This is a genomic window from Bartonella sp. B10834G3, from assembly GCF_016102505.1.
In the GTDB taxonomy this organism is placed as follows: Bacteria; Pseudomonadota; Alphaproteobacteria; order Rhizobiales; family Rhizobiaceae; genus Bartonella; species Bartonella choladocola.
Window position 1 is genome coordinate 457,588 of the sequence record NZ_JACFOM010000002.1, and the last position, 17,946, is coordinate 475,533.

Here is a 17,946-nt window from a genome sequence, read left to right on the forward strand (position 1 = left end):
CCCCTAGAGGAAAACAAACCTTGTAGGACGGGGCTATAGCTCAGCTGGGAGAGCGCTTGCATCGCACGCAAGAGGCCAGCGGTTCGATTCCGCTTAGCTCCACCAACCCTTTCTCTTTTTAACCGATTGCTTCACAAAACCGGACTTTGGCTTATCGACCGGATAAATTGTGTGAAATACCGGCTGAACAAAAATTCGTCGTCGATGTTTTGCTATGATGCGGGCTTCAAGCCGTAGCAGAATAGTATGAAAGCAATTAAAATTAAGTGCCGATATTTTTTATAACCGACAGTCGATAATTGCCGACAGTTGAATTTTCATCATCTTATCTTTGCGCAGGCAATCGGAAATTCCTGAAGATAAGTCAACCGCTGTATCAGAAGGTGAGCGAGAAGAGTACATCAGAAATAGTCGGGTAATACGGGATGGCAGCCATTTTTAATTACGATTGAATTCTATTATTGCCAGGAAATCGCGAGCCGGATTATCCAAACTACATTTTTCTATGAAGACCTCGTGCCGGTTGATAACAACAGCGACGATAATTCATGTTGTAAAGCTCAGGATTTGGTCAATTCAAATCAATCAGTCAAAACTGAACACGCGATAAAGAATATCGGATAATGAACAATTGTCCATATCGTCCGAACGGGAAAATACCCGATTATTTATTGGCATAAATTGCAAGATTCAGTTCGCGCACAAGCTCTTTCGGGCTAAGTTTTCCTGAAATTGCCAGCATGATAACCGGCAATCTATCCATCGGCGTAGATGAAACGGTTAGAGAATGTGGAGCGTCCAGATAGGTGGTTATAGCTTTTTGAGCGTCGGCTTCAAAGTTGGTATCTTTTGCAAAAGCCAGCCAACCGGGCAGACTATTCTTCCACTTTGTTTTCAACGCATTTCCGTCGATTCCCATTCGCTTCGCTTCGGTAGCAACGAGTTTCCCTGTAAGAGAATGATCTTCAAAACGTAATTTTCCGCCGTAAAAATTGTAACGTTGCACTTGTGCCAACATACCAAGCCACATCTGTGTCGACTTTATGTGCCCGTGTTCATTTTCGCGTTGCAACGTGACCACTGTGAGCAAGGAATCAAGTGTCATACCATCCATCTTCAAGCTGACATCGAGAACGCCACCTTTATCCAGTAAAAGATGGAAATGTTTCAAATCCATCATCGAAAGATAGCCACCATAGGCTCCGGCTATATCAAGCCGTCCGGTTGCATTCTTATAACCCATCGAGATAAAATCCTGACGGGTCGAGCCTTCAGGGAAATTGTCGACGAAGACGGTTATTTTTTTGATGTTTATAACAAAATCAATCGGGTTTGCGCGTATTGACGGGTGAAGAGCAATTGCCCCATTTTCCAGAAGACCTAACCGCTTTTTTTTATTATCAAACAATTCCAAATTCTTGAATTGTCCGGTTTTATACCTGAAACCTGTATCCTGATTGTAAATTCCCTTGTTTGGCGGAAATGTTACATCATTCAAGGTAATGCCGGAAACCCGTATAGTATTTCCTTCATAGATATAGACAATCTGCGGTAACACAATTTTTTTGATGGAATAGGCTCCGTGTTCCTGTTCCTGAATTCCTGAAAATTCGACCCGTCCTAATGAAGTATCCGGCGAGAGTGGCGTTCCGGTTATACGGACATCGTCTAAAGTCAAACGATCTTTATTGCCCGCAATTCCAGTATGGGAAACAGTAACCGATTTCCCGAAGGCTTCTGAGAAACGTTTGACAAAGGCACCGTTATCGAATTCTGCCTGCGCCGACGTGACAATAACTAATATAGCGGCCATCGACGCTAAAATGCATATAAAACGTTTAACTACCCTTGAAAACACTGTGACCAACCTGTTGCATTATCGAGATAAACCGCTCCACGGCTTATCTCTATGCTTAGCGCTCGATTTTTCAATCCGGTTTGTTTCAATTCTGACTAACAGCAGAAATAATTCGAGCAGGCGTATAGAAAATGAGATTTGTCGTACCTCTCAAAATGTTTCCGCTATCATCAATCATCTGTTGTCCTCCGGTTTCACTGGTTTCTTTCATCATTGACGTTGAAAGCGAACCGTCGTGAGCAAGTGCCATTAAAGTCGGAGACGAAGCGAATACATTATGTGCGCCACCATCGACATCGGATAGATCAAGAACGGCAATTCCGTTTTTCTGCAGAAGCGGTATGCTGGAGCCATCCCCTACCCTTGCATGCCCTCCCACCAGTCGGCCGGAAACAGCCAACGCCTTGTCTTTACGCGAAACAAGCACAGCGGTCGGTTGCGGCATTTTTTTCACGTCTTTGAGCTGCCGCTCGAACACATCAACATCAATATCCGGTGCTGCCATAAGGAAACTTGAAATGCGATCAATCGGGTATCGTTTGCCCTGAAGAGCTAGACTTCTCAATGCCTCCATGGTTACGTAATTGCCCATCGAATGGGCAACAACGGTAATCTCGTTGGCATCTGTTTCACTTAATAAAGTTAGCAGATCGGCAAGTCCGTCGCGGGCAAAATCGGCGCTATCCCGATCATAGACGTAAAGCGGGATAGAGCCACCCGAAGGCCAGGAATAATGAACAGTAACAGCGTTTAATGAATAATCATATGCAAATTGTGCTGCTCTGAATGTGCTGTCGGCAAAATTGTTGTTATAGCCATGGATAAATAAAAATATTTCCCGCTTTCCCTTGGGCTTTTTGTCGAGCGCATTATTCAGTTGTTGTTTGAACGCCTCGCGACCGTCATATTTAACAACATTAACCGCAGAGAAATAATTTTCCAGATCCGGTTTGTAACCGTTTGTTTCAACCTCGCCTTTTTTATGTTTTTGGGGAATGCCAACGTCAACGCGCGCGTAATTCAACGTTTTCGATCTTTTTATTCCGAACGGTTCCGAATAATCGTTTTGCGACTGCCTGCTTGTAGCAACATAGACAGGAACCACTGCCTTCGGCTTACCGGGTTTCCGAATAGCCGCATTTTGAGCGGCCACCGTTGCCGGTGTCGCATTTTTTCCATGCCATAAAACGGCTCGTGATCCACCGCAATTTGTTAAAAAAACAAGACAAACAAAGAAACAAATATATCGAGCCAAAATTGTTTTTCTCATTTAAGTGTAGCCCTGAACCGATTGAGAGAGAACGCGAATAGCACAGATCCGATCACGGCTAAAGCCGCAAAGTTTTCCCAGACAACCGTAAAACCGGCACCACGATAAAGAATTGATTGAGCCATCATAATAAAATGCGTGTTCGGCGCGGCAAGCATGATATTCTGGATAATTTCCGGCATGCTTTCACGCGGAGTAATACCACCTGACAGGATTTGCAAAGGCATAAGTACCAGCATGAGCAACAGACCGAATTGCGGCATCGAACCGGCAACGGTCGCAAGGGCAATGCCCATGGATGTCGTTGCAAAAAGATGCAAAACAGTTCCGGCAAGAAATAGCATGACAGAGCCTTCAATCGGCACTTTTAACAAGCCTTCCACAATAACGATCAACGAAAATGTTGCAGCAACGAGAACGATCAATCCCATTGACCACACCTTTGAAATCATAATTTCGGTCGGTGTGACCGGCATAACAAGAAGATGTTCGACAGTTCCATGTTCGCGTTCACGGATAAGCGCAGTTCCTGTCAAAATGATGGATAACATTGTCACATTATCAATCACATTGATAATCGAACCGAACCACGATTTTTCTAATTCCGGATTGAAACGTGCACGTAACGTCAACGAAACCTGCTGCGGCTCTTTCGAGCGATAATGGGAGACAAACTCTTTCACTTCAGCATCAACAATTTGCTGGATATATTGTGAACCGGTGAGAGCTTGCGTCGTACGTGTCGCATCGACATCAAGCTGTATGGCCGGAGAGCGTCCGGCAAGCACATCCCTTTGAAAATTCGGCGGAATATCGACAGCAAATGTATCTATTCCCTGATCCATACGGGAATCGAGTTCGGATTGGTCGATGTCTTCGGGGGTTATGAAATATGGCGGGAGAAATGCAGTGGCAATACGTGTCGACAAAGGTGAACTATCTTCATCGACGATCGCGATAGGAGTTTTGTTCAAAGTTTCAGGCGTTGCGTTAGCCGATATATAAATGGATATTGTGAACGCGTAGACAATCAGAACCAAGAGCATCGGGTCACGGAAAACGCCGAGCAATTCTTTGATTCCCAAATCCAGAATATGATTTAACTTCATGACTTTACTTCGCCTGTTTTTTAGTAAGCCACGAGGCTATGATGACCAAAATCGGACCTGCCAGTATGAGTGGAATAAATGAACCGACAAGATCATGGAACTGAAGGGCTTTGGCAAATGTGCCACGCGAAATCAGTATGAAATAGGTTGTCGGATAAATATCGCCGATTAACCGGCCAGCTCCTTGAAGGGAGCTTACCGGATCCATCAAGCCGCAGAATTGTGTTGCCGGTAAAATAGTCAAAACGGCAGCACCGAAAATTGCAGCAATCTGGCTATTCATAAAGGTTGAAATCAAAAGCCCGAATGCCGTTGAAAACGCCACATAAAGCAGCCCTGCGAACATGAATGTCAGGATACCGCCGGTGAAGTGCACTCTGAAAATAAATACCGCAAACAACCACAGCAAAATACAATTGATAAGACCAAGGCCGATATAAGGAAGTTGTTTTCCAACCAGAAATTCCAACCTTGTTACCGGAGTGACATAGAGATTGATAATCGAGCCCATTTCCTTTTCGCGCACAACCGACAAAGCTGCAAGCATAGCAGGAATAATCAGAAGCAAAATCGGGATAACGGCCGGAACCATGGCCGTAAGACTTTCTATGCCGGGATTATAAAGGTAGCGAACCTCCAGATGATAATCGCCCATAGTTGCGGCTTTGCCTTGCAAAGTTCGCGCCTTGTTCTGCAACCATAAAGCATGCATACCCCGCACATAGCCACGCACGGTTTCGGCGCGGAGCGGCATTGCTCCGTCAATCCATGCGCCGACTTCCACATTGCGTCCGCGTTCCATATCCTTGCCGAATTCGGGCGGAATTTCGATAGCAAGACTGATTTCGCCCGATCGCATTCTTGCATCAAGATCATCATAATCAACGATGTCTTTTTTCTGGATAAAGTAACGGGAACCGGAAATCTGTTGCACATAATCGCGACTGATTACCGATTGGTCATGATCGAGCACTGCAAAAGTCAAATTTTCGACTTCCATGTTGATACCATAACCGATAACGAACATCAAAATAACGCTGCCAAGCAACGCCATCGTTGCACGTATCGGGTCGCGACGCAGTTCGAGCGCCTCGCGATTGGCATAACTCATCATCCGCATAAAATCGAAACGTCGTTTAAAACGGTCTCCGTGTGTTTTTTTGACATCGACCGGATTATCATTATCGGAACTTTTCGCGTTCTCCGCTGTCACATGCGATTTTTCCGCGCTGTTCTCAGCGGCGGCCTTGGTTTCATCGGCTTTTGCCTTTTTCCCGGCATTCTGCTTATCAATCGCATCCTGCAAATATTCGATAAACGCTTCTTCCAGCGTGTCAGCATTTTTCGATTTAACAATTTCAGAAGGTTTATCGGTAATCAAAACCTTGCCGGCATGCATAAGAGAAATGCGGTCGCATCGCTCGGCTTCATTCATAAAATGGGTTGTGATAAAAATTGTCACATTATCGTTGCGCGATAACTCGCCAAGTTGTTGCCACAACTGATCGCGCGCAATCGGATCAACACCGGAAGTCGGTTCATCAAGGATAAGAATTTCCGGCTCATGCAGCAACGCTACAGCCAGCGACATACGTTGTCTGATACCAAGCGGCAAAGAATCAGGCATGGCGTTGAGCACATCTTTCAGCTCGAACCGGTCAATCATCGCCTGCATGCGTTCTTTGACCTTTTCCGCAGGAATTTCAAAAAGTTTTGCGTGAAGCTGTAAATTTTCGAGAACAGTCAATTCGGCATAAAGCGAAAAAGCCTGACTCATATAGCCAACATGACGCCGCGTTTCCATGTCATTGGCATTTATCTGACGACCGAACAGTTTGGCAGTGCCTTCCGTCGCCGGAAGAAGTCCGGTAAGCATTTTCATGGTTGTGCTTTTTCCGCACCCGTTGGACCCAAGAAAACCGAAAATCTCGCCTTTTTTGATACGAAAGCTGACATGATCGACAGCGGTAAAATCTCCAAAACGCTGTGTGAGACCATCAGCTTCAATCGCTATTTCCTCGTTGCCTGTTTCTTTACGCGGCGGAATAACAACTTCCACATGCCCCTTTTGCTCTTCTTGAGGCATAAGTGCGATAAATGCTTCATCCAGTGTCTTGGTTTTTGTCTGTTCAAGCAGTTCGGCAGGTGTACCTGTTGCCAGAATTTTACCATTATACATGGCAATCAACCAATCGAACCGTGCGGCCTCTTCCATATAGGCAGTGGCCACCATCACGCTCATATCGGAACGTTCTTTGCGAATATCGTCAATCAAATCCCAGAATTGCCGTCTGGATAACGGGTCGACACCCGTTGTAGGCTCATCGAGCACAAGAAGCTTCGGGTCATGAATAAGCGAACAAATAAGACCAAGTTTTTGTTTCATGCCGCCGGATAGTTTGCCGGCCGGACGATCTTCAAAACCGTTAAGACCCGTTCTCTCGCAGAGTTCGGCAATACGCGCACCACGTTCTTCTTTACCCTGCCCGAAAAGCCGCGCGAAGAAATCCGCGTTTTCCTGAACAGACAAGGTCGGATAAAGATTTTTTCCCAAGCCTTGAGGCATATAGGCAATATCCGGACAAACATCGAGGCGATGTTGTTTGTCACGCATATCACCGCCCAACACGTAAACGGTTCCTTCCTGAATTTCGCGCGCACCGGTAATCAGCGACAGAAGACTTGATTTACCAACACCGTCAGGGCCGATCATACCGATCATTTTACCGGACGGTACGTCGAGATCAATCCCGTCAAGCGCAATCTTCTCGCCGTAGACCAAACGGACACTTTCCAGTTTTACAACTGGTTCACCTGATTCCGGTTTCGTGATTTTTGAAGGCTCTGTCATTGAACTACTGGTGTACTAACAATCTTTGGCCATTTTGCGTTCGGGTCGGTCTTCACATAGGCCACTCCGGGCAAACCGGTTTTGACCTGTTTTATATATTTTTCCAACAGATTTTGTGGAATTTGGGCGCGAACACGAAACATCAGCTTGGTGCGCTCTTCGGCTGTCTCCACTGTTTTTGGCGTGAATTGCGCCACATCGGATACAAAGGAAATATTAGCCGGAATGACATATTGGGGAGCAGCGTCAAGTACGATTCTCGCTTCCGTACCAATTGCGATTTTGCCAACAACTTTGGTGGGCAAGAAAAATGTCATATAGACATCACCCAGATCGACCAGATTAAGCACACGCCCACCTGCTGCTACTACCTCGCCGGGTTGAGCTATGCGATATTGTATTCTTCCCGACCGGGTTGCTTTCAATTCACTGTCATTGATGTCAGACTGGATACGTTCGATCGTTGCTTTTGCCGCGTCGACTGCGGCTTCCGCATTCACGACATTGGCTTTTGCGGTAGAAACAGCAACTTTTGCCGCTGCCAATTGTGCTTTCGAGGCTGCAACAGCCGCCAGAGCACCGTCATAGGTTGCCTGATCGTCATCTCTGACCTGTGTCGAAACCGTGCCTTTTTGCTGCAATGTGGCTGAACGTTGATAACGTCGATTGGAATTATCGCGCTGGACTTCGTTTTGAGCCACTGTCGCTTCGGCGGCTTCCTGTTCGGCCTGACGTTGTTCCACTTCCATCTTTGCCGTATCAACATTAATGACAGCGCGTTTCAATTGGGCTTGAGCTTCACGCAATTGCGCCTGCAAATTGTCGGTGTCCATATGGGCAACCACATCACCAATATTGACGAAATCGCCCTCTCTTACCGTAATATCCTGAATACGACCGGCAAGCTTGGAGGCGATATCGATTTCGGTTGCCTCTATGCGGCCATTTCCCATGGCAATACCTTCGGGCAGTCCGGGGTGAAGATAGGTTTTCAAGCCACTATAGACTGCAACTATAGCAATCACACCGATCGCTATCCAACCCCATTTTGTTTTACCTTTTGCAGCCATCAAACAGTCTCCATTTCCATTCCGACAAACAGGAATACGCTTTTAACCAAGTTTGGCGCGTCACATTATCATTCATCTTTGTATTTGAAAAGTTGCCTTTTTGGTAAATATTTTCCAATAAAAACAATTTTCTTGTTAACATAAAAATATGAAATATAGACGTTCTAAACGATTTCATTTTTTACAACAGACAAGAACGCATCTCTATAAAACACATAGATAGTATAGGCACAAATAACTAAAAATAATTCTTTCAAATGTATAAACAATATTTTATAAAATTATTTTGTAAAATTAGAATATTAGTTTCAGTTTGATTATATCTTGTCCTAATCGGGTTCTAAAAAATCCACATTTTCCGTTCGGGCAACCTATCCGTTAGTTCCGACAGCCAAAACAATTAAAAATTCGATTTATCCGGCTATTCAACTGTTTGCCTTGCATTAGTAGCTGATAGTTCCAAAAAACTGCGAGGAGACAAAATGTTTGCATTAGATCTCACAACAGTAAAACTGTTCAAAAATAAAAGAAAAAATGGTGCGGTCGAGAAGACTCGAACTTCCACGGGTTTCCCCACAGCGACCTCAACGCTGCGCGTCTACCAATTCCGCCACGACCGCACATGGTAGAAGCCGATAATTAACCGGCTGGCGGCATTTAACAAATCGACAGAAGCAAAACAAGACCTTTTTTTAAAAAACCGCATATTTATTGAACATTTTGGTTGAAATAATTTTTTCGGCTTGTGAGAGCGACTTTCGATACACGTCGCTTTTCAGGCTTTATAAACCTCGTCCGGATTGAAAAGACGCTTCTTATCATCTTCTTCAAGTGTAGCTTTTCCGTTGACCAATTCCAGACGGCGATAAAAACAGCTTCTGCGACCGGTATGACAGGTTGCACCCGCGCCTTCTACATGAACTTTCAACCAGATTGCATCCTGATCGCAATCGACCCGAATCTCCTCGATGATCTGGAAATTTCCCGAACTTTCGCCTTTTTTCCATATTTTTTGGCGTGATCGTGACCAATAATGCGCAATACCCGTTTCAAGTGTCAATGCCAGTGCTTCTTTGTTCATAAAAGCGACCATCAACAGCGTCCCGTCATCGGCATCACTCACAACTGCGGTAAGCAACCCTTGTGAATCAAATTTCGGTAAAAACTGCGAACCTTCTTCCAAGCTATTTTTTTCTTCAGACAATTTCTTTTCCCTAAAATCAAAGATTGCGTATCATCTTGACAAAATTGACCTGCGCCTCGACGTTATCCTTGTAGGCTCCCCGATATGTGGCGGTAATAGTGGTTGACCCCTGTTTTTTGACGCCTCGCATGGCCATACACATATGTTCAGCCTCTATGAGCACAGCTACGCCGCGAGGTTTTAAATATTGATAAAGGGCGTCGGCAACTTCTGCGGTGATACTTTCCTGCGTTTGCAAGCGTTTTGCAAAAACGTCTACAACACGCGGTATTTTCGACAGACCGACGACTTGACCATCAGGCATATAGGCGACATGCGCTTTCCCTATTATCGGCACCATATGATGTTCACAATGCGAATAGAAAGGAATGTCCTTGATAAGAACGGGATCGTTATATCCGGACACTTCATCAAAGACTGTTCCTAAAATTTCTTTTGCGGATTGTTTATAGCCTGAAAACATTTCTTCATAAGCCTTAACGACCCGTTTTGGCGTATTGACAAGCCCTTCCCTGTCGGGATTTTCGCCCGCCCAGAGGAGTAAAGTACGCACTGCTGCTTCAGCCTCTTCACGGCTTGGACGCTTATTCGCAATTTGATGAGTTTCAACGCTCGGACTTTTTTGAAGGGATTGCATAAATGAACTCCGATTTACCGCCAAAGAAAACTTGGTAGTTATAATGACTACACCTATATAGACACATATATCCAGAATCAAAGTAAGTTCATAAAAAACAGGTTGTTTTTCGAGCAACAAAATATGATTGACGAAATTTATAACGATAAAATTCTAGGGTTTGCGGCGCATATCGATAAAATTGGCCGTCTTGACGCTCCCGATGCGACGGCACAAAAACATTCCCGAATCTGTGGATCGACCGTGACGGTTGATTTAAAAATGAAAAACGGCATTGTAACAGATTTTGCGCATATCGTGCGCGCTTGCGCATTGGGGCAGGCTTCCTCTTCACTTATGGCAAGTCATATAATCGGCTCGACGGGTGAAGAACTGCGTTCTTTACGCAATACTGTCTGGCTCATGCTTACAGAAAATGGTCCTGCACCAACCGGAAAATTTGCCGAATTTGCCTGCCTTGAACCGATAAAAAACTATAAAGCCCGCCAGCCTTCCACTATGCTGACTTTCGATGCCGTTGTTGATTGCATTGACCAGATCGAAGCCCGCAACAAAGAGTGACAGAATGACGAAGTCGGAAAGCCGCAATTTTTCAGGAGTCTGGCGCAAAACACCGGGAAGACTTTTGGGAACCGGACTGGTTCGCCTTTACCAGCTCACGCTTTCAGGATTCATCGGCAACCAATGCCGGCATTTGCCCACCTGTTCCGAATATACATTTGAAGCAATTGCAAGATATGGCTTGTGGGCAGGCTCGTGGATGGGTTTATTTCGCATTATGCGTTGCGGACCGTTCGGAACCCACGGCTTTGATCCTGTTCCGACATATCTCGATGAAACCTATCACTGGTATACACCATGGCGTTATTGGAAAATTGCGCAAAAGAAACATGAATAGGACTTTCTTTTTTTCAAAAGAAAACATAAAAGACCAGACATTAAACCGCTTTGTTGTCATCAACCGGAGCAATCAACACCCCCACCCGCATTCGTTGGCGGGACTGGATTAGGAGTAATTTTATGTCTTCCACCGTTTCCATTTCTTTCCCTGACGGTTCAAAACGCGATTATCCCGCCGATATGACCGGATTGGAACTCGCACAATCCATTTCAAAATCACTGGCAAAAAATGCTGTTGCATACAGCTTTGATGGCATTTTACGTGACATGTCGGATCCACTCGGACAATCCGGCTCGATCGAGATTATTACACGTGACGACCCGCGCGCACTTGCTCTTATTCGTCACGACTGTGCACACGTTCTAGCCGAAGCAGTACAGGAACTCTTTCCCGGAACACAGGTCACAATCGGTCCGGTTATCGAAAATGGTTTTTACTATGATTTTGCCCGTAACCAGCCATTTACGCCTGAAGATCTGCCGGTTATCGAAAAGAAAATGCACGAAATCATCAAGCGCAATGCAAAATTTACCAAGGAAGTTTTGCCGCGCGAAAAAGCCAAAAAGATTTTCGCGGATAAAGGCGAACTCTATAAGGTCGAACTGGTTAACGCAATTCCGGAAAACGAAGACGTTAAGATATATCATCAAGGGGATTGGTTCGATCTTTGTCGCGGGCCTCATATGCAATCGACAGGCCAGATCGGCAATGCATTCAAATTGATGAAGGTCGCCGGAGCCTATTGGCGGGGCGATTCCAACAATCCGATGTTGACCCGTATTTACGGAACCGCGTTCGCCAATGAAAAGGATCTTGCGGCCTATCTCCACATGCTCGAAGAAGCCGAAAAACGCGACCATCGTCGCTTGGGGCGTGAAATGGATCTGTTCCATTTTCAGGAAGAAGGTCCGGGGGTTGTCTTCTGGCACGCAAAAGGCTGGAGGATGTTCCAAAATCTTGTAAGCTATATGCGCCGCCGCCTTGACGATCAGGGATATTCGGAAGTCAATGCTCCTCAGGTGCTCGACAAGTCTTTATGGGAAATATCGGGGCACTGGGGTTGGTATAAAGAAAATATGTTCAAGGTAACGCCTGCAGGTGACGATGCCGACGACGACCGCGTTTATGCCTTGAAGCCGATGAATTGCCCCGGCCACGTGCAAATATTCAAGCACGGTCTGAAGTCTTACCGCGAATTACCTATCCGCCTTGCAGAATTCGGTGTAGTTCACCGTTATGAACCCTCCGGTTCACTGCATGGTTTGATGCGTGTGCGCGGCTTTACGCAGGACGACGCCCATATTTTCTGTACCGACGAACAGCTCGCCGATGAATGTTTGAAAATTAATGATCTGATTTTAAGCACTTATGCCGATTTCGGTTTTAACGAAATTACCGTAAAATTGTCGACACGACCTGAAAAACGCGTTGGTTCGGACGAATTATGGGATCACGCCGAAAGCGTCATGGCGGAGGTTTTGCGCACAATCGAGGAAAAATCGAACGGGCGTATCAAAACCGGAATCCTGCCGGGTGAAGGTGCTTTTTACGGGCCGAAGTTTGAATATACATTGAAAGATGCGATCGGCCGTGAATGGCAATGCGGAACGACACAGGTAGACTTTAATCTTCCGGAACGTTTTGGTGCATTCTACATCGATAAAGATTCAGAAAAACGTCAGCCGGTTATGATCCACCGTGCAATCTGCGGCTCAATGGAACGCTTTCTTGGTATTCTTCTTGAAAACTATGCAGGTCATTTGCCTTTGTGGTTTGCTCCCCTTCAGGTCGTTGTCGCCACGATTACATCGGAAGCCGATGACTATGCCAAAAAAGTCGTCAAAAAGCTCAAAGCCGCCGGTTTGTTGGCAACATCCGATCTCAGAAACGAGAAGATCAACTATAAGGTACGCGAACATTCGCTACAAAAAGTACCGGTCATTCTGGTCTGCGGGAAACGCGAAGCCGAAGACGGTTCGGTAAATATGCGCCGTCTGGGGAGTCAGGAACAAGTGTCTCTCCCTCTTGAAAAGGTGATCGCCGACCTTAAAGAGGAAGCAACGCCTCCCGATATTCGCCGCAATACGTCAGAAGATTAATTGTCTCAATGCTTTTTCTGGCAGGCAAAACATGACCTGCCAGATTTTATTTTACAGCTTGATAGGTTGCCATAACTATTCCCGCCGAAAAAAACTTGACTGAACCCGACCATCTATCAGCGTCAGGTATCAGGTTAACCGGTGTGACATTGGTTTCAACGTTTCTGTGAAGAAAAATTGCAAGAATTAATTCAAAACTTGGCAGAGACCAAACGTGGCACCGGACTGTTCAATTGAGCGGCTGGTTTTCAAATTATTTAATGATAATAATCGTTTTTATTGCCAAATCCGGCTATCGCCTGCTGACAGCGTTCCGTCAATCCATCGAATCATCAATTGGCGGCTGAGGCGGCGCAGTTGTAACGAGATCGACATCCTGGTCATGGCCGGAAGAAACCGAAAACTCTTTTTGATAGATTTGGTCTTTGTTTTTTGCAATTGCGACATAATCACCCTCGGCCAATACAAGAGTTGCATATGCACCCACCGTTTCGCGGATAATATCGCCAGAGTCATTGGTAATTGACCAACTCGTATCGGCCAATGCCTCTCCACCCTCTTGGCGAACAAGTTTCAAAGTAACAAGTGCCGCGTGATGTTGCATTGTGGCTTCGGTTATCTTGCCGGCGTCAACTTTAATATCGGATCTGGAAATGGCGTTAGCCGTTCCGTAATTCGATACAATATGATAGCTACCCGCTTTCAACCTTATGACTTTTCCCGGTTTAATATCTGCAAGAATAAGTGAGGTATCGTCATTTTCACTATCGTCCGAATAAACCGAGAAACGTAAATATTGCGGGTTGATTTTACCTTCCGGCATGGTCGCATTGAGTTTCAAGCCTCCGGCATCCAGAACCAGAGTTTCCGACAGTTGTTGCGCCGCACTCACCGTTACGCGTCGCATAGCACTCGCATTCCCGAATGAAACATGGACAATATAGCTTCCGGGGTCGAGAGCAAAATGTGCACTTCCCCCTTGGGAAGAAGCGACAAGTGGTAATTTATTATCCACTCCATAAATCGGTTCAAAAATACGCCAAACGAGCCCGCGTGAAATGTCCGTCCCCTTATCTGTCAATCTCGCATTGAGATCAAGTTTGGCCTTTTGTTGCTCAGTCTCGCTTGAAGATTGGCTTTGAGATGGCGCGCCGGTTGCGGGTTGGGGAACATTGGTCGGCGGGTTTTCTCCTTTAGGCGCGGCCTGTGGTTTGAATTTATTCTCATGATGTTGCGGTTCGGGTGCCGTCAAATTCAATTCATGCTGTTTTTCTTCGGCACCGGCATGAGACAGGGCAAAAGCTTCTGTCAAAGCTACAAGACTTGCCAGAATGGTGATCGTAGTTTTTTGCTTTGGGCGGAGTAGAAACGTCATCTGGTTTTAACTGTCAGTAGCTTCAAGTCGTTGGTGTTATGAATTAGGTAAAAGCAATCGAGTATCACTTTTATCCGCTTGTCCGGCTATATTGAAAAGCTGGCACCGCAACCACATGAGGACACAGCATTGGGATTATTGATTTTGAATGCTTGTCCCAAAAGGTTATCGACAAAATCGATTTCCGAACCATCCATGAGAGGTAGAGACATCGAATCTATCAATATTGTGGCACCGTCTTTTTTAATTACCAAATCATCCTCTGCGGGCGGTTCGTTGACAAGGTCATATTTATAAGAAAAGCCGGAACAACCGCCTCCCTCGACAGAAATCCGCAAAGCCGTCTTGTCAGGTTCACCGGCCAGAATACGAGCTATGCGTTTGACCGCTGATTCTGTAACTACAACACCCATTATCAACACTTCCTTGCTATAGACTGTTTTCGTAAACCTGAATATCAGATAAAAGATATTTACATCTGAATCTAGGTCTCGATTGGACAAGTTACAATGGATATAGAAGATATAGGCTTTGGTTACCACTCTCGTGCGCCTTATGCCAGTGACCCGGCAAAAAGTCGTGGACGTCTGGTTTATGAGCCGGAAAGTCCGACGAGAACACCTTTCCAACGCGATCGCGACCGTATCATCCATTCAAATGCATTTCGTCGATTGAAGCATAAAACCCAGGTATTCATCGCCGATGAAGGCGATCTCTACCGCACACGTCTAACACATACAATCGAAGTATCACAAATTGCCCGCGCCTTGGCTCGTGCATTGCGCCTTGATGAAGATTTGGCAGAAGCCATTGCACTCGTTCACGATTTTGGTCATACACCATTCGGTCACGCAGGTGAAGATGCTTTAAACAGCAAGATGCAACCGTTTGGCGGGTTCGACCATAATGCTCAAGGCTTGCGCATCGTCACCAGTCTTGAACATCGTTATCCGAAGTTTAATGGCTTGAACCTTACCTGGGAGACGCTGGAAGGACTTGCCAAACATAACGGCCCACTTTCCGGACCTTACGCAAAAAATTCTGCTATCCCTGTTACTTTGGCCGAATATAACAAGATTCAAAATCTGGAACTTGATAAATTTGCCAGTCTCGAAGCCCAATGTGCGGCTATAGCTGATGATATTGCCTACAATGCCCATGATATTGACGATGGCTTGCGATCCGGACTTCTAAGCCTTACGCAACTTGAAAATGTCGAATTGTCAGGTGACATCCTGCGTCTTATCAAAAACGAATTTCCGAATCTGGATCGAACCCGCACCGGTTATGAACTTGTAAGACGCCAAATAACCGCAATGGTGGAAGACGTTATAAAACATTCTCTGGACCTCATCCATCAGCTCTCACCTCACACTATTGACGACGTCCATGGCGCAGATCACCAACTTGTCGCATTCTCTCCGCTTATGACCGGTTCCGAAAAAAAACTGAAACAATTTCTTTATGATAACCTCTATCATCACGAATATGTCTGGAAACGACGCAACGAAGCCGAAAAAATTGTTTCAAGCCTGTTCGATTTTTATTACGAACATCCGAATGCAATGCCGGAAGAGTGGTTTAAAGCGACAATTGATCTAAGTGACAACGGTCGCGCAAGAGTGATCTCCGACTTCCTTTCAGGAATGACCGATAATTATGCACTGCGCGAATATCGACGATTGTTTGACCGCGCAACTTATTTGTCCTAAACGAAGGTGACAACAACACGGATTTCGATGATGAATATTTTTAATGAGTTCGAGCAAAAAATTAAACAATTGCTTCAGCAGTCTGATATTAAAGCAAAAGATGGTCAGCCACTTGATTTAAGCAGGGTCACCATCGAGGCTCCGCGCGATCCGTCACATGGTGATCTGGCGACGAATGCGGCAATGGTTCTATCGAAATCTGTCGGTTGCAATCCGCGAGCGCTGGCAGAAAGAATTGTATCTCTTCTGGAAGCGGACGATGATATTGAATCTGTTAATGTTGCGGGTCCCGGCTTTATCAACCTCCGGCTGACTGACGATTTTTGGCGTAATGTATTAAAAACCATCGTTAAATCGGGTAGCAATTTCGGCCGTACAAAGCTTGGATTGGGGAAAAAAGTCAACATTGAATACGTTTCGGCCAATCCCACCGGCCCCATGCATGTCGGACATTGTCGCGGGGCAGTCGTTGGTGATGTGCTGGCAAACCTTCTCTCTTTTACAGGACATGACGTTGTAAAGGAATATTACATCAACGACGCGGGCGGGCAGATTGATGTATTGGCGAATTCTGTTTTCCTGCGCTATCGGGAAGCACTTGGTGAAACGATAGGCAAAATTCCCGAAGGGCTTTATCCCGGCGATTATCTTGTCCCTGTCGGCGAGGCACTGAAAAAAGAATTTGGCAACAAGCTTCTGGAAATGCCGGAAGAGGAGCGATTGCCACTCATAAAAGAACGGTCAGTTGATGCAATGATGCAGATGATCCGCGATGATCTTGCTGCACTCAATATTCATCATGATGTGTTTTTCTCTGAAAAAACTTTGCATGCCGATAATGCAAAAGCGATACGCAGTACGATCAATGATCTGACATTGAAAGGATATGTCTATAAGGGAACATTGCCGCCGCCGAAGGGACAGGTTTCGGAAGATTGGGAAGATCGTGAACAGACACTGTTTCGCTCGACGGAAGTTGGTGACGATCAGGACAGACCATTAATCAAATCGGATGGCTCGTATACATACTTCGCTGCCGATGTAGCCTATTTCCGCAATAAATTTGAACGTCAGTTCAATGAAATGATTTATGTACTGGGTGCAGATCATGGTGGATATGTAAAAAGGCTACAAGCGGTTGCCAAAGCCATTTCAGGTGGAAAAGCCAAATTAACAGCGCTTCTTTGCCAATTGGTAAAGCTCTTCCGCGATGGCGAGCCGGTGGTTATGTCGAAAAGAGCCGGATCTTTTGTTACTCTTCGTGAAGTGGTCGACGAAGTCGGCAGGGATCCCGTGCGCTTTATGATGATTTATCGGAAAAGCGATGCTCCGCTTGATTTTGATTTTGCCAAAGTTACAGAACAGTCCAAAGACAATCCGGTCTTTTATGTCCAATACGCGTGTGCACGATGCCATTCCACTTTCCGGAAAGCTGAAGAACTCCTTAATCTGTCGAATTTCCAACGGGAGGAACTGGTTTCGCATCTCGAAAAATTGACAGATGCCGGAGAGATTGCTTTAATCAAGAAATTGGCGGAATATCCACGTATCGTCGAACAGGCTACAATGAATTACGAGCCGCACAGATTGGCGTTTTATCTTTACGATCTTGCCTCTTTTTTCCATGGACATTGGAACAAAGGTACAGAAAATGAGGATTTACGTTTTATCAAGCTTGACGATAGAGAATTGTCTTTAGCAAGACTCGGCCTCATTCAGGCTGTGTCTGATGTTCTGTCATCCGGCTTGGGCATTATTGGTGTTGATGCTCCGGTGGAAATGCGTTGATTCCGGTGGAAATGCGTTGATAAAGAGACTTTCCAGACGGGCTTTGTAACTATGTCTTGTGTTAAGGTTATC

Annotated in this window: 14 protein-coding genes and 2 tRNA genes; 6 read left to right on the plus strand and 10 right to left on the minus strand. The window is 45.6% G+C overall.

Features of this window, described 5'->3' with window-relative positions:
- Positions 1–29 precede the first annotated feature (29 nt).
- Positions 30–105, plus strand: a tRNA-Ala gene (locus H3S94_RS07360).
- Positions 106–664: 559 nt separating this feature from the next.
- On the opposite strand, the gene H3S94_RS07365 is transcribed toward H3S94_RS07360, so the two are convergent.
- The 8 genes from H3S94_RS07365 to folE form a co-directional block, all read right to left on the minus strand.
- Complete coding sequence (locus H3S94_RS07365) at positions 665–1,813, minus strand: hypothetical protein (protein WP_198240678.1); 1,149 nt, start codon at positions 1,811–1,813, stop codon at positions 665–667.
- Between the two features lie 130 nt (positions 1,814–1,943).
- Positions 1,944–3,128 (minus strand): alpha/beta hydrolase, encoded by a 1,185-nt coding sequence (locus tag H3S94_RS07370; protein WP_077992247.1) that lies wholly within the window; start codon positions 3,126–3,128, stop codon positions 1,944–1,946.
- Entirely contained in the window at positions 3,125–4,237 is a 1,113-nt protein-coding gene (locus H3S94_RS07375) for an ABC transporter permease (RefSeq protein WP_198231135.1), read from the minus strand. Before H3S94_RS07375 ends, H3S94_RS07370 begins: the two co-directional genes overlap by 4 nt.
- Before the next feature lie 4 nt (positions 4,238–4,241).
- Positions 4,242–7,088 carry a ribosome-associated ATPase/putative transporter RbbA gene (gene rbbA, locus H3S94_RS07380; protein ID WP_198240679.1) on the minus strand — a complete coding sequence of 949 codons (2,847 nt, stop codon included), beginning with the start codon at positions 7,086–7,088 and terminating at the stop codon, positions 4,242–4,244.
- Positions 7,085–8,158 (minus strand): HlyD family secretion protein, encoded by a 1,074-nt coding sequence (locus H3S94_RS07385; protein ID WP_077992250.1) that lies wholly within the window; start codon positions 8,156–8,158, stop codon positions 7,085–7,087. The genes rbbA and H3S94_RS07385 overlap by 4 nt, the downstream gene beginning before the upstream one ends.
- Before the next feature lie 535 nt (positions 8,159–8,693).
- Positions 8,694–8,778: transfer RNA gene (locus H3S94_RS07390), tRNA-Leu, on the minus strand.
- 155 nt (positions 8,779–8,933) lie between these two features.
- The gene (hisI, locus tag H3S94_RS07395; RefSeq protein WP_210327993.1) at positions 8,934–9,362 is read right to left on the minus strand and encodes a phosphoribosyl-AMP cyclohydrolase; all 429 of its coding nucleotides are present in this window, start codon (positions 9,360–9,362) and stop codon (positions 8,934–8,936) included.
- Positions 9,363–9,378: 16 nt separating this feature from the next.
- Positions 9,379–9,999 (minus strand): GTP cyclohydrolase I FolE, encoded by a 621-nt coding sequence (folE, locus tag H3S94_RS07400; RefSeq protein ID WP_077992254.1) that lies wholly within the window; start codon positions 9,997–9,999, stop codon positions 9,379–9,381.
- Positions 10,000–10,122: 123 nt separating this feature from the next.
- On the opposite strand from folE, the gene H3S94_RS07405 reads away from it, so the two are divergent.
- The 3 genes from H3S94_RS07405 to thrS all read left to right on the plus strand — a co-directional run bounded on the left by H3S94_RS07405 (position 10,123) and on the right by thrS (position 12,999).
- Positions 10,123–10,560 (plus strand): iron-sulfur cluster assembly scaffold protein, encoded by a 438-nt coding sequence (locus H3S94_RS07405; RefSeq protein WP_198240680.1) that lies wholly within the window; start codon positions 10,123–10,125, stop codon positions 10,558–10,560.
- A gap of 4 nt (positions 10,561–10,564) precedes the next feature.
- Positions 10,565–10,897 (plus strand): membrane protein insertion efficiency factor YidD, encoded by a 333-nt coding sequence (yidD, locus tag H3S94_RS07410; protein ID WP_225868161.1) that lies wholly within the window; start codon positions 10,565–10,567, stop codon positions 10,895–10,897.
- A 122-nt stretch (positions 10,898–11,019) separates the two neighbouring features.
- Positions 11,020–12,999: a threonine--tRNA ligase gene (gene thrS, locus H3S94_RS07415; protein WP_198240681.1), complete on the plus strand. Its 1,980-nt coding sequence runs from the start codon at positions 11,020–11,022 to the stop codon at positions 12,997–12,999.
- 316 nt (positions 13,000–13,315) lie between these two features.
- Here the strand turns inward: thrS and H3S94_RS07420 are convergent, their stop codons facing one another.
- The gene (locus tag H3S94_RS07420) at positions 13,316–14,374 is read right to left on the minus strand and encodes a hypothetical protein (RefSeq protein WP_198240682.1); all 1,059 of its coding nucleotides are present in this window, start codon (positions 14,372–14,374) and stop codon (positions 13,316–13,318) included.
- Positions 14,375–14,460: 86 nt separating this feature from the next.
- Positions 14,461–14,787 (minus strand): iron-sulfur cluster assembly accessory protein, encoded by a 327-nt coding sequence (locus tag H3S94_RS07425; RefSeq protein ID WP_077992261.1) that lies wholly within the window; start codon positions 14,785–14,787, stop codon positions 14,461–14,463.
- Positions 14,788–14,883: 96 nt separating this feature from the next.
- On the opposite strand from H3S94_RS07425, the gene H3S94_RS07430 reads away from it, so the two are divergent.
- Entirely contained in the window at positions 14,884–16,086 is a 1,203-nt protein-coding gene (locus H3S94_RS07430; protein ID WP_198240683.1) for a deoxyguanosinetriphosphate triphosphohydrolase, read from the plus strand.
- Positions 16,087–16,116: 30 nt separating this feature from the next.
- Positions 16,117–17,874, plus strand: a complete 1,758-nt coding sequence (gene argS / locus H3S94_RS07435) for an arginine--tRNA ligase (protein ID WP_198240863.1) — start codon at positions 16,117–16,119, stop codon at positions 17,872–17,874.
- Positions 17,875–17,946 lie beyond the last annotated feature (72 nt).